The organism is Streptomyces sp. CY-1 (assembly GCF_047218265.1).
In the GTDB taxonomy this organism is placed as follows: Bacteria; Actinomycetota; Actinomycetes; order Streptomycetales; family Streptomycetaceae; genus Streptomyces; species Streptomyces niphimycinicus.
This window is the reverse complement of the sequence record NZ_CP178393.1, coordinates 4,213,075-4,227,229: the sequence shown is the minus strand read 5'-3', so window position 1 is coordinate 4,227,229 and position 14,155 is coordinate 4,213,075. Positions and strand designations below refer to the sequence as shown.

General features: G+C 73.2%; 3 protein-coding genes and 2 pseudogenes. 3 read left to right on the top strand and 2 right to left on the bottom strand.

What is annotated here, in order from left to right; genetic code table 11:
* The first annotated feature begins 20 nt into the window (after window positions 1–20).
* On the top strand, window positions 21–11,774 hold the full coding sequence (locus tag ACK1X7_RS18310) for a type I polyketide synthase (RefSeq protein WP_413115356.1): 11,754 nt from the start codon (window positions 21–23) through the stop codon (window positions 11,772–11,774).
* Window positions 11,775–12,073: 299 nt separating this feature from the next.
* Here the strand turns inward: ACK1X7_RS18310 and ACK1X7_RS18305 are convergent.
* Window positions 12,074–12,277 (bottom strand): annotated as a pseudogene (locus ACK1X7_RS18305) (TetR family transcriptional regulator); the annotation flags it as partial.
* Between the two features lie 92 nt (window positions 12,278–12,369).
* Here ACK1X7_RS18305 and ACK1X7_RS18300 point away from each other — a divergent pair.
* Window positions 12,370–13,173 (top strand): SDR family NAD(P)-dependent oxidoreductase, encoded by an 804-nt coding sequence (locus ACK1X7_RS18300; RefSeq protein WP_413115355.1) that lies wholly within the window; start codon window positions 12,370–12,372, stop codon window positions 13,171–13,173.
* Window positions 13,174–13,428: 255 nt separating this feature from the next.
* Here ACK1X7_RS18300 and ACK1X7_RS18295 read toward each other — a convergent pair whose 3' ends face one another.
* Window positions 13,429–13,605: a hypothetical protein gene (locus ACK1X7_RS18295; protein WP_390793169.1), complete on the bottom strand. Its 177-nt coding sequence runs from the start codon at window positions 13,603–13,605 to the stop codon at window positions 13,429–13,431.
* 232 nt (window positions 13,606–13,837) lie between these two features.
* Between ACK1X7_RS18295 and ACK1X7_RS18290 the strand changes: the two are divergent.
* Window positions 13,838–13,963: pseudogene (locus ACK1X7_RS18290) on the top strand (DUF397 domain-containing protein); the annotation flags it as partial.
* Between the last annotated feature and the right edge of the window lie 192 nt (window positions 13,964–14,155).

The window sequence follows — 14,155 nt, the reverse complement described above, 5'->3', positions numbered from 1 at the left end:
CTCGAGAGGGAAACGCACGTATGAATGAGGAAAAGCTCCGTTACTTTCTCAAGCGGGTGACCGCCGACCTGCATGAGACCCGGCGCCGCCTGCAAGAGGTGGAGTCGGAGGACCAGGAGCCCATCGCGATCGTCGGCATGAGCTGCCGCTACCCGGGCGGCGTCGAGTCGCCCGAGGACCTGTGGCGGCTGGTGTCCGAGGGCGGGGACGGCATTTCCGAGTTCCCCACCGACCGTGGCTGGGACATCGGGCGGCTCTTCGACGACAATCCGGACGGCGCGGGCACGAGCTATGTCCGGGAGGGCGGTTTCCTCCACGACGCCAACTACTTCGACCCGGCGTTCTTCGGCATCAATCCGCGCGAGGCCCTCGCGATGGACCCCCAGCAGCGGCTGCTGCTGGAGACCACCTGGGAGGTGTTCGAGCGGGCGGGCATCGACGCCACCTCCGTACGCGGCACCCGTACCGGTGTCTTCGCGGGCGTCATGTACCACGACTACGCTTCGCGGCTGCGCGCCGTGCCGCCCGGTGTCGAGGGCTATCTCGGCACCGGCGGCTCCAGCAGCATCGCCTCCGGCCGGGTGGCGTACACCTTCGGTCTGGAGGGCCCCGCGCTCACCGTCGACACCGCGTGCTCCTCGTCGCTGGTGACCCTGCATCTGGCCATGCAGGCGCTGCGCAACGGCGAATGCTCGCTGGCGCTGGCGGGCGGTGTGACCGTGATGTCGACGCCCGGCACCTTCACCGAGTTCAGCCGCCAGCGCGGGCTGTCCTTCGACGGCCGCTGCAAGTCCTTCGCGGCGTCGGCGGACGGCACCGGCTGGTCCGAGGGCGCGGGCATGCTGCTGGTGGAGCGCCTGTCGGACGCCCGCCGCAACGGCCACAAGGTGCTGGCCGTCGTCCGTGGCTCGGCCATCAACCAGGACGGCGCGTCCAACGGTCTGACGGCGCCCAACGGCCCGTCCCAGCAGCGCGTCATCCGCCAGGCGCTCGCCAGCGCCCGGCTGACCGCCGACCAGATCGACGTGGTCGAGGCACACGGCACCGGTACGACGCTGGGTGACCCGATCGAGGCGCAGGCGCTGCTGGCCACCTACGGCAAGGAGAAGAGCCCGGAGCGGCCGCTGCTGCTGGGCTCCATCAAGTCCAACGTCGGCCACACCCAGGCCGCCGCCGGTGTCGCCGGGATCATCAAGATGGTCAAGGCCATCGAGCACGGCTTTGTGCCCAAGTCCCTGCACATCGACGAGCCGTCGCCGCATATCGACTGGTCGGCCGGGGCCGTCTCGCTGCTGACCGAGGGCCGGCCGTGGCCGGAGACCGACCGTCCGCGCCGCGCCGCCGTGTCCTCGTTCGGCATCAGCGGCACCAACGCCCACCTGATCATCGAGCAGGCGCCGGTGGCGGAGGACACCGAGGCCGAGGAGACCGAGGAGGCCCCGGAGGCCCCCGCCGAGGAGACGGCGGAGCCCCGCGACCTCCCGCTGCTGCCGTGGCTGGTCTCCGCCAAGGGCGAGGACGCCCTGCGCGCCCAGGCCGCCCGGCTCCACAGCTATGTGGCCGACCACCCCGAGCTGGACCCGGTGTCCCTCGGCCACTCCCTGGCCACCACCCGCGCCGCCCTGGAGAACCGGGCCGCCGTCATCGCCGGTGACCGCGCGACCTTCCTCGACCGCCTCGCCGCGCTCGCCTCCGGTGAGCCCGCCGCCGGGGTGGTCCAGGGCGTGGAGACCCGCGGCAAGCTGGCGTTCCTCTTCACCGGCCAGGGCAGCCAGCGCCTCGGCATGGGGCGCGAGCTGTACGCGACGTACCCGGCGTTCGCCGAGGCGTTCGACGCGGTGTGCGCCGCGCTCGACCCGCGCCTCGAACGGCCCCTGAAGGACGTGCTGTTCGGGGACGACGCCGCCGCGCTGGACCGGACCGGCTTCACCCAGCCCGCGCTGTTCGCCATCGAGGTGGCGCTGTTCCGCCTCGTCGAGTCGTGGGGCCTGAAGCCGGACGTGGTCTCCGGCCACTCCATCGGCGAGATCGCCGCCGCGCATGTGGCGGGGGTGTTCTCGCTCGACGCCGCCGCACTGCTGGTGGCGGCCCGGGGCCGGTTGATGCAGCGGCTGCCGGGCGGCGGCGCGATGATCGCCGTCCAGGCGTCCGAGGACGAGGTGACGCCGCTGCTGACCGAGCGCGTCTCGATCGCCGCGCTCAACGGCCCGACGTCGGTCGTCATCGCCGGTGACGAGGACGCGGCCGTGGAGATCGCGGAAGGCTTCGAGGCCCAGGGCCGTAAGACCAAGCGGCTCACCGTCAGCCACGCCTTCCACTCGCCGCTGATGGACCCGATGCTGGAGGCGTTCCGCAAGGTCGCCGAGAGCCTGACGTACGAGGCCCCGAAGATCCCGGTGGTCTCCAACCTGACCGGCGGCATAGCGCCCGCCGCCGAGATCGCCACCGCCGACTTCTGGGTCCGCCATGTCCGCGAGGCCGTGCGCTTCCTCGACGGCATCCGCGCCATGGAGGCGCAGGGCGTCACCACCTACCTCGAACTCGGCCCGGACGGGGTGCTGTCCGCGCTCGGCCAGGAGTGCCTGGTGGGCGAGTCCGAGCACGTGGCGTTCGCCGCCACGCTGCGCAAGGACCGCCCCGAGGCCGAGACCCTGACCACCGCCCTGGCCACCCTGCACACCCGGGGCACCGCCCCCGACTGGGCGGCGTACTACGCGGGGACCGGCGCCGAGCGCGTCGAACTGCCCACCTACGCCTTCCAGCGCGAGCACTACTGGCTGGACGCGGGCACCGCCTACGGCGACGTGACCTCGTTCGGCCTCGGCACAGCCGACCACCCGCTGCTCGGCACGGCCGTGTCCCTGGCCGACGCCGAGGGCTTCCTGTTCACCGGGCGGCTCGCGCTGGACACCCACCCGTGGCTGGCCGACCACGCCGTCATGGGCGCGGTGCTGCTGCCCGGCACCGCCTTCGTGGAACTGGCGGTGCGCGCCGGTGAGCAGGCCGGCTGCGACCTGGTCGAGGAACTCACCCTGGAGGCCCCGCTGATCCTGCCCGAACGGGGCGGGGTCCGACTCCAGATCGCCGTGGGCGCCCAGGACGACACCGGCCGCCGCACCCTCGCCCTCCACTCCCGCCCCGACGAGGCCGGAGACGACGAGCCGTGGCTGCGCCACGCCACGGGCCTGCTCGCGCAGAGCGCACCGACGGCCCCGTTCGACCTGAGCGCCTGGCCGCCCGCGGGCACGGAGCGCATCGAGACCGACGGCCTGTACGAGGGCCTGGCCGAGGCGGGCTTCGCCTACGGTCCCGCCTTCCAGGGCCTGCGAGCCGCCTGGCGCGGCGACGGCGAGGTGTACGCGGAAGTCGCCCTCCCCGAGGCCACGGAACCGGGCGCCGCCTTCTTCGGCGTACACCCGGCTCTCCTGGACGCCGTCCTGCACACCATCGGCCTCAGCGACCTGACGGAAACCCCGGGCCAGGGCGGATTGCCCTTCTCCTGGACCGGCGTCCGCGTCCACTCGGTGGGCGCGGACAGCGTACGGGTCAGGCTGTCCCCGGCCGGAAACGGCACGGTGTCCCTGCAACTCGCCGACGTGACCGGCGCCCCGGTGGCAGAGGTGGAACGCCTCGCACTGCGCACGGTCTCCCCGGACCAACTGAGCACCGACCGCCCCGGCGGCGCGTCCGACGCCTTGTTCAGGGTGGACTGGACCCCGGTCCCGGCCCAGTCCGAGCCGGAGTCCAGGGCCGGTTGGGCCGCCGTAGGCCCCAACGCCCTGAGCCTCCCCGCCGCATACCCGGACCTGGCGGCGCTGGCGACCGCCATAGACGCGGGCGCGGAGGCCCCGGAGTACATCGTGGTGTCCCTGGCCGCGAACCAAGCCCGTCCGGCGATTGAGAACACGCCCGAAGGGCGTGCCGGGGCACCGGCGGTGCCCCAAGCCGGGGACAGCACCACCCACCCAGCCCGTCCGGGCGCGGCAACCGAAGCCCGTCCGGCGATTGAGGACCGGGGTCCAGGGGCGGAGCCCATGGTTGCGGGAAGGGGCGGGATCGGGGAAAACCCCACCGAAGCCGCACACCAGGCCACCACCCAAGCCCTCACCCTGCTCCAGACCTACCTGACCGACGACCACTTCGCGGACACCCGCCTGGTCATCCTCACCTCCGGCACCGAACTCGCCCACGCCGCAGCCCGCGGCCTGATCCGCTCCGCCCAGTCGGAGAACCCGGGCCGAGTCACCCTCGTGGACCAGGACGGCCACCCGGACTCCCTCGCCGCCCTCCCCGCCGCCCTCGCAGCCGGTGAACAGGAACTCGCGGTGCGCGAGGGCACGGTGAAGGCCCCCCGCCTGGCCCGCGCCACCGTGGCGGCGGAGAACCAAGCCCCCGCGTGGAACCCGGACGGCACGGTGCTGATCACCGGTGCCAGCGGCACACTGGGCATGCTCTTCGCCCGCCACGCGGTGACCGAGCGCGGCGCACGCCACCTCCTCCTGCTCAGCCGCCGAGGCGAGCAGGCCCCCGGCGCGACCGAACTCGCCTCAGAACTCGCGGCGTTGGGCGCGGAAGCCCACTGGGCCGCCTGCGACGCGGCCGACCGCACGGCCCTCGCGGAGGTCATCGAGTCCATTCCTGCCGCCCACCCCCTCACCGCCGTCATCCACACGGCAGGCGTCCTGGACGACGGCGTGATCGGCTCGCTCACCCCCGAGCGCATGGCCACTGTGGCGCGCCCGAAGGTCGACGCCGCGTGGAACCTCCACGAGCTGACCCAGGACGCGGATCTGTCCGCATTCGTCCTGTTCAGCTCAGCCGCAGGCGTCTTCGGCGGTGCGGGCCAGGGCAACTACGCGGCGGCCAACGCCTTCCTGGACGCCCTCGCCCAGCACCGCACCGCACAGGGCCTGCCCGCCACCTCCCTCGCGTGGGGCCTGTGGGCCGAGTCCGGCGGTATGGCCGGGGATCTGGACGAGGCGGAGCTGGACCGGCTGCGGCGCGGTGGCGTCGCCGCCATCACCGCCGACCAGGGCCGGGAGCTGTTCGACCTCGCGGACACCGCCGACGAGGCGCTGCTCGTGCCGATGCCTCTCGACCTGGCCGCCCTCCGGGCGCAGGCGAGCGCCGGAATGCTGCCGCCGCTCTTCCGCGGTCTGGTCCGCGTCCCGCCCCGCCGCGCGGCCCAGGCCGCCGCCGCGGCGCGGTCCGGCGCGCTCGCCCAGCAGCTCGCCGGGGCGTCCGACGCCGAGGCCGAGGCGATCGTCCTCGGCGTGGTCCGTACGCAGGTGGCGGCCGTACTCGGCTACGCCGGGCCCGAAGCGGTCGAGCCGCAGCGCGCGTTCAGCGAGGTCGGCTTCGACTCGCTCACCGCCGTCGAACTGCGCAACCGCCTGACCGCCGTCAGCGGCGTCCGGCTCCCCGCCACGCTGATCTTCGACTACCCGACCCCCGCCGCCCTCGCCGCGTATCTGCGGGCCGAGGCCCAGGGCAGCCAGGAGGACACCGCCGCACCCGTCGCCACCGCCACGGCAGGCGACGACGAGCCGATCGCCATCGTGGCGATGAGCTGCCGTTTCCCCGGCGGGGTGACCTCGCCCGAGGACCTGTGGCGGCTCGTGGTGGATGGCGCGGACGCCATCACCGACATGCCCACCGACCGCGGCTGGGACATCGAGTCGCTCTACGACGACGACCCCGACCAGCAGGGCACCAGCTACGCCCGCAACGGCGGATTCCTGCACGACGCCCACCACTTCGACCCCGTCTTCTTCGGCATCTCGCCACGTGAGGCGCTCGCCATGGACCCGCAGCAGCGGCTGCTGCTGGAGACCACCTGGGAGGCGTTCGAGCGGGCCGGGATCGACCCGGCGGCGGTGCGCGGCAGCCGGACCGGTGTCTACACCGGCGTCATGTACAACGACTACGGCACCCTGCTGCACCGCGCCCCCGACGGCCTCGAGGGCTATATGGGCACGGCCAGCTCCGGCAGTGTCGCCTCGGGCCGGGTGTCGTACACCTTCGGTCTGGAGGGCCCGGCGGTCACCGTCGACACGGCGTGCTCGTCGTCGCTGGTCACCCTGCATATGGCGGTCCAGGCGCTGCGCAGCGGCGAATGCTCGCTCGCGCTCGCGGGCGGTGTGACCGTGATGGCCACCCCCGGCACCTTCGTGGCCTTCAGCAAGCAGCGCGGCCTCGCGACCGACGGCCGCTGCAAGCCCTTCGCCGCCGCCGCGGACGGCACCGGCTGGGGCGAGGGTGTGGGCATGCTGCTGGTCGAGCGGCTGTCGGACGCGCGCAAGAACGGCCACCCGGTGCTGGCGATCGTGCGCGGAAGCGCCATCAACCAGGACGGCGCGTCCAACGGCCTCACGGCGCCCAACGGCCCGTCCCAGCAGCGCGTCATCCGGCAGGCCCTCGCCAACGCCCGGCTGTCCGCCGCCGAGGTGGACGTCGTCGAGGCACACGGCACCGGTACGACGCTGGGCGACCCGATCGAGGCGCAGGCGCTGCTGGCCACCTACGGCCAGGAGCGGACCGAGGACGAGCCGCTCTGGCTCGGCTCGGTGAAGTCCAACTTCGGCCACACCCAGGCCGCGGCCGGTGTCGCGGGCATCATCAAGATGGTCAAGGCCATCGAGCACGGTGTGCTGCCCAGGACCCTGCATGTGGACGAGCCGTCGCCACATGTGGACTGGACGGCGGGCGCGGTGTCGCTGCTCACCGAGCAGCTCGAATGGCCCGAGACCGGCCGTCCGCGCCGGGCCGCCGTGTCCTCGTTCGGCATCAGCGGCACCAATGCGCACACCATCATCGAGCAGGCCCCGGCGGAGCGGCCCACGGCCGCCGACGCCGCGCCCGAGCCCGGTGTGCTGCCGTGGATCCTGTCGGGCAGGAGCGAGGCGGCGCTGGGCGCCCAGGCCGAGCGGCTGCTGGCACACCTCGACACCGACCCGGGCCTGCGCCCGGCCGACATCGGCTACTCCCTGGCCACCACCCGCGCCGTTCACGACCAGCGCGCGGTGCTGGTCGGCACGGACCGCGACGACTTCATCCGCGCCCTGACAGCCCTCGCCCGGGGCGAGGCGGTGGCCGAGCTGGTCCAGGGCACCGGAACGGCGGGCAAGACGGCGTTCGTGTTCCCGGGGCAGGGGTCGCAGTGGGCCGGTATGGCGGTGGGGCTGATGGACGCCTCGCCGGTGTTCGCCGCGCGGATCGAGGAGTGTGCCGCGGCGCTGGCGGAGTTCACCGACTGGTCGTTGGTGGAGGTGCTGCGTGGCGCCGAGGGCGCGCCGTCGCTGGAGCGGGTGGACGTTGTTCAGCCGGTGTTGTTCGCGGTGATGGTGTCCCTGGCCGAGCTGTGGCGTTCGCTGGGCGTCGTCCCGGCGGCCGTGGTCGGGCATTCGCAGGGTGAGATCGCGGCGGCCTGTGTGGCGGGGATTCTGTCGCTTCAGGACGCGGCGCGTGTGGTGGCGCTGCGGAGCCAGGCGATCGGCCGGGTGCTGGCGGGCAAGGGCGGCATGGTGTCGGTGGCGCTGCCGGTGGCGGAGGTCCGGGAGCGGATCGCGGCGTGGGGTGAGGAGCGCATCTCGGTCGCCGCCGTGAACGGGCCCTCCTCGGCGGTGGTTTCGGGTGAGCCCGAGGCGCTGGACGAGCTGTTGGCGTCGTGTGAGGCCGATGAGGTGCGGGCGCGCCGGGTGCCGGTGGACTACGCCTCGCACTCCGCGCAGGTCGAGCTGCTCCGTGACGAGTTGCTGGAGCTGCTGGCGCCCGTACAGCCGAAGAGCGCCGAGGTGCCGTTCCTGTCGACGGTGACGGGGGAGTGGGTCGAGGGTCCGGAGCTGGACGCGGAGTACTGGTTCACCAACCTCCGTCGCACCGTTGAGCTGGAGGGCGCGGTCCGGCGGCTGCTGGACGAGGGCTTCGGTGCCTTCATCGAGTCCAGCGCCCATCCCGTGCTGACGATGGGTGTGCAGGAGACCGCCGAGGACGCGGGCCGTGAGGCTGCCGCGATCGGTTCGCTGCGCCGTGACGAGGGCGGCCTGGACCGCTTCTGGATCTCCGTCGGCGAGGCGTGGACACGTGGCGTCACCGTCGACTGGGAGGCGGTGTACGAGGGGACCGGCGCGGAGCGCGTCGAGCTGCCCACGTACGCCTTCCAGCACGAGCGCTACTGGATCGAGGTCCCGCTCTCGGTGGGCGATGTCGCCTCCGCCGGGCTTGGCGCCGCCGGGCATCCGCTGCTGGGCGCCGCCGTCGAACTGCCCGACTCCGACGGCTTCCTGCTCACCGGGCGGCTCTCCCTCCAGACCCACCCCTGGCTCGCCGACCACGCCGTGTCCGGCACCGCGCTGCTGCCGGGAACGGCCTTCGTGGAACTGGCGATCCGCGCCGGTGACCAGGTCGGCTGCGAGCTGCTGGAGGAGCTGACCCTCGAGGCACCGCTGATCCTGCCCGGCCGGGGCGGGATCCAGCTCCGGCTGACCGTCGGCGCGGCCGACGCGAGCGGCCGCCGGACGCTGGAGGTCTACTCCCGCCCGGAGCCGGACGCGGACCGGGGCGACGCCTCGGACCAGCCCTGGATCCGTCACGCCAGCGGTGTCCTGGCCACGGGTGACGCCACGGACGGCGGCGCGGACCTGTCCGTATGGCCGCCCGCCGAGGCCGTCGCCCTCGATGTGGACGACCTCTACGAGCGGTTCGCGGCGGGCGGCTTCGGCTACGGCCCGGCGTTCCAGGGGCTGAGCGCCGCCTGGCGGCGCGGCGCGGAGGTCTTCGCCGAGCTGCGCCTGGAGCAGCGGCAGCACGCCGACGCCGCGCTGTTCGGACTGCATCCGGCGCTGCTGGACGCCGCGCTGCACGGAGTCGCGCTCGGCGACTTCCTGGGCGGCGAGGCCGACGGGATCCGGCTGCCGTTCTCCTGGACCGGGGTCACCCTCCACGCGGCGGGCGCCACGGCGCTGCGCGTACGGATCGCCCCGGCCGGGCCGGACACGGTGGCCCTCACCGTCGCGGACGAGAACGGCGGCGCGGTCGCGTCGGTGGACTCGTTGGTGCTGCGGCGTATCGCCCCGGAGCAGTTGCGCGCGGCCCAGGTGACCTACCACGACTCGCTGTTCCGGCTGGAGTGGGCCCCGGTGCCGGCGCCCTCGGCGGCCCCCGGAACCCTCCGCTGGGCCCTGATCGGCCAGGACGCGGCGAACAGCACCGGCCAGGACGCGGCGAACAGCACCGGCCAGGACGCCAGGCACGGCACGGACGCCTTCGGGCTCGTCGCCGCGCTGGAGTCGGCAGGTGCCGACTGCGCCGTCTTCGCCGACCTGGCCGAACTCGCGGCCGTGGTGGCCTCGGGCAGCCCCCGGCCGGATGTCGTCCTCCTCCCGCACACCGGCCCCGCCGGGGGCGGCGATGTGGCGGAGGGCGCCCGGCTGGCCACCCACGCCGCGCTGGACAGCGCGCTGTCGTGGCTCACGGAGGAGGGCCTCGCCGGGGCGCGGCTGGCGTTCGTCACCCGGCGCGCGGTCGCCACGTCCCCGGACGCCGAGGTGCACGACCTGGCGCGGTCGGCCGTATGGGGCCTGATCCGCACCGCCCAGACCGAGAACCCGGACCGTTTCCTGCTGCTCGACCTGGACGGTGACGAGACCTCGGCCGAGCTGCTCACGGCGGCCGTGACCGGCGGGGAGCCGCAGCTCGCCGTCCGCGCGGGCGCGCTCCACGCGCCCCGGCTGGCCCGGGTCGCCACCCAGGAGCAGCACGAGAACCAGGTACCGGAAGGGCTCGGGCTCCCGGAGTTCGGCCCGGACGGCACGGTCCTGATCACCGGCGCCACCGGTGTCCTCGGCGGACAGCTCGCCCGCCACCTCGTGGCCGAGCGCGGGGTACGGCATCTGCTGCTGGGCAGCCGCCGCGGACAGCGCGCCCCCGGAATGCCCGAGCTGGTCGAGGAACTGACCGCGCTGGGCGCCCGGGTGAGCGTCGCGGCCTGCGATGTGGCCGACCGCGAGGCGCTGTCGATGCTGCTGGCCGAGGTGGATCCGGAGCATCCGCTCACCGCCGTCGTGCACACCGCGGGTGTGCTGGACGACGGGCTGCTGCCCACACTCACCCCGGACCGGATCGACACGGTCTTCCGGCCGAAGGTGGCCGCGGCGCACAATCTGCACGAGCTGACCCGCGATCTGGACCTCTCCGCGTTCGTGCTGTTCTCGTCCGCCGCCGGTACCTTCGGCGCGCCGGGCCAGGCCAACTACGCGGCGGCCAACACCTTCCTGGACGCGCTGGCCGCGCACCGCCGCTCCGCCGGGCTGCCCGCGCTCTCGCTGGCCTGGGGCCTGTGGGAGCAGCGCAGCGCGATGACCGGCGGCATGGCGGACGCGGATGTGGCCCGTATGGAGCGCTCCGGGATGGCACCGCTGTCCTCGCGGGACGGTCTGGAGCTGTTCGACACGGCGTGCGCGGTCGGCGGTGAGGCGGTGCTCGTACCGCTGCACCTGGACACCGCGCCGCTGCGCGAGCAGGCCGCCGAGGGCGGGCTGCCCGCCGTGTTCCGCGGGCTGGTCCGGGCCGCGGCCCGGCGGCGTACCGTCGCCGCCGGAGCGGCCGACACGGGCGGCCCCTCGCTGGCCCGGCGGCTGGCCGGGCTGGCCGAGGCGGAGCGCGAGAAGGCCGTGCTGGACCTGGTCCGCGGCCAGGCCGCCGCGGTCCTCGGCTTCCCGGACGCGGAGGCGGTGGGGGCCACGCGTGGCTTCCTGGAGCAGGGCTTCGACTCGCTGACCGCCGTGGAGCTGCGCAACCGGCTGAACGCCGCGAGCGGGCTGCGGCTGGCCCCGACGCTGCTGTTCGACCACCCGACGCCCGAGCTGGTCGCCCGGCAGTTGCTGGCGCAGTTGGCCGGTCCGGTGGCCGCCGAGGGCGGTGCGGTCTCGGACGCGGCGCGCACGGAGGCGGCGGGCGCGGAGCCGTCGGCCGTGTTCGGCGCGATGATGCGGGAGGCCGGACAGCTCGGCAAGCAGGAGGAGTTCACCCGGCTGCTGATGGATGTCTCGCGGTTCCGGCCCTCGTTCGCCGGCGCCGCCGAGCTGGACAAGGCGCCCGTGCTGGTGCGGCTGTCGCGCGGGGAGACCGGGCCCGCGCTGGTGTGCTTCTCCTCGATCCTGTCGATCGGCGGTCCGCACCAGTACGCGCGGTTCGCCGCCGGATTCCGCGGCCACCGGGACGTGTGGGCGCTGGGCAACCCCGGCTTCGTCGCCGGGGAGCGGCTCCCGGCCAACCCGGAAGCGGTGATCGAGGCGCAGGCCGAGGCGGTGCTGCGGGAGACCGACGGGGCGCCGTTCGTGCTGCTGGGCCACTCCTCGGGCGGGCTGCTCGCCCATGAGGTGGCCGCGCGGCTGGAGAGCACCGGGGTCTTCCCGGACGCGGTCGTCCTGCTCGACATCTATTCGCACGACCGGGACGCGGCCGTGGCCCTCCAGCCCGGACTGAGCGCAGGGATGGACGAGCGCAGCGCCGGCCAGGTGCCGGTGGACGACACCCGGCTGCTGGCCATGGGCGCCTACTTCCGGCTGTTCGGCCAGTGGCGGCCCAAGGAGGTCAAGACGCCGACGCTGCTGGTCCGGGCCGGGGAGCGGCTCTTCGACTGGTCGCGCGACGGCGACTGGCGGTCGTACTGGCAACTGCCGCACACCGCGCTCGATGTGCCGGGGAACCACTTCACGATGATGGAGGAGCACGCCGGGACGACGGCGCGGGCGGTGGCCGACTGGCTGTCCTGACCTCGATCCACCGGTCGGTTTCGCAGCCGGATGTGGGCAGGGCGTATCCGCATCGAGAAGTGGGGCTCCGGCGCGGCGGCAGGCGGCGACCACGCCGGCGGTGGCCAGGGCCTCGGTGACGAACCGTTCGGCTCGGCGGGAGTCGGTCGGCTTGCCCTGCCGCAACCGGACGGCCGCGATGACCGGCCGGGTGGTCGGGGTGCAGAGTATGGATGCCCTTGAACCGGCCGGCCTGGGCGCCCTGTTCGGCGGTGGGCTCTACGGGCGTGGGTGCCGCTGTCAGACCCCGTCCGTCCGGTGACGCCGACGCCGGCCCGGCGGGCCACCGTGCTCACGGGTGCGTCGATGCCCTGGGCCGCGAAGTCCTCGCGTGCGGCTTTCAGGACGCGTTCGCGGTTGCGGCGGGCGTCGGGGCGCAGGTCCGCGGGAAGCCTGTCGATGGCCGTTCCCAGGAGCGCTGCGGAGGCGGGATCGTCTGTGTTGTGAGAGATCTCGCCAGGCATGTTTCTCACTTGCCGGTCAGGTGGACGGTGCCGTCCATTTACGTGGTTGCGTGAGTTAACCATGTCTATCGGCCTCCAGCCCGAGGAGAATCATGCAAGACCTGTCCCGTCTGTCCGGTACCACGGCGCTGATCACGGGGGCGTCGGGCGGCATAGGAGCCGAGTTCGCCGCCAGGCTCGCCCAGCGCGGTGCGGACCTCGTCCTCGTGGCCCGATCAGGCGACAAACTGCAGGCGCTCGCCTCGTCTCTGCGCTCCGCACACGGAGTGCGCGTGCTGACGGAGAAGCTGGACCTGTCCGGGCCCGGGGCGCCGCGGGCAATGTTCGAGTGGACCGTCGAGCACGGGATAGAGGTCGGTTTCCTCGTCAACAACGCGGGCGGCGGGGTCGGCGGGGCAGCGGCGAAAGCCGATCCGGCGGGCGTCGCAGCGATGGTGAACCTGAACGGGCAAGCCCTGGTGGAAAGCACGATCCGCTTCCTGCCGGGCATGGTCTCACGTGGCCGTGGAACGATCGTGAACGTCACGAGTGCTTCCGCGTTCCTGCCCACGCCGTACCTGGCCGCCTACGCGGGGAGCAAGGCGATGGCGCAGTCATTCACACTGGCGGTCGGTGCCGAGGTCGCCGACGCGGGCGTCCGGGTGCTGGCGGTCTCCCCAGGAGTGACCGTCACAGGGCAGAAGTCCGAGGACATTCTGCCCACAGTGGCGAAAATTGGCGGACTGCGGAAGCCGGAGCAAGTCGTCACCACCGCTTTCCGCGCCCTGGGCTCGCGCAAGGCGTCGGTGGTCGACGGCCGCCGCAACGCGCTGTTCGCCCGCCTGGTCCAGCGCCTGCCGGATCGGGCGGCCCGCGAGCTGGGACGCCGGATGACGACGAGGCTCACCGGCTTTTGAGCGACGCCGGCAGCGGGTGGTCATGTCCGGCTGCTGGACCCACTGCCGACCGGTGGATCGAGGCTTGACCGACGGACGGTGTTCACAACGTGGTCCGGCCCCTTTCGCCATGGTTGGTCTATGGCGAACGGGGCCGGGGCGGCCTGTGGAGCTGTGGCCCCGGTCATCTGCCACAGAACGCGCGGAACGTCCGGAGCCGGGACCGTTCATCCCCGGACCGCGCACGAGATCGGGGGCACGGGGCGGACGGCAGTCTCAGGGCCGCTTGAATCGGTCGGGGTTGTTGTGGTCGCGATGGCGGGGGCACTGGCATGGCGGCCACGCTTGCCCCAGCGAGTAGGCGTCGCCCTTCTGCCCGTCGAGGACGGCCACGATCGCGCGTCGGGTGGTGACGATCCCGTTGTGCGCCATGGTGTAGACGCGCATCGTCATCTTCGGCAGTTCGTCCCGGTCAAGGCCGGTTGCCGGCCATCAGCGGTCCTCCTCTCCCGCTACGGGGGCCAGAAGTTGGCGCAGGCTGCGCAGGCTCCGTTTCACCATGCCGAGGTGGTAGGTCAGTTCTTCGGGTATGGCGCCGGCCAGGTCGAGGGTTTCGGCTCCCGTGAGGGTCTGACTCGAACGAGACGGCAAGTTCGTCCTGCCCGTGTTGACGGCCTACCTCGTCGCCTCGCGCGGCGTGGTCCCCGTCCGTGACAGCAAGGACCCGCACGGCCCGGCGCTCATGTTCGAGCCGACCGCCTGGTCATCGTTCGTCTCTGCCGTCAGGCGCGGGGAGTTCCCCACCACCTGACCCATCCGGCAACCAGCCACCGAAGCGATCGGCCCCCGGACCGGGGGCCGTCGTCATTTCGCTGCGACCTGGTCACGTGACGGGAGCGTCGGTCGGGCGGCAACGCCCGGCTTCTCAGGGAACTCCGGTCCCTCTATGGTGTTTACCGTCGGTGAGCAACCGATGTGCCAACGGGGGTGCAAGATGGATCCG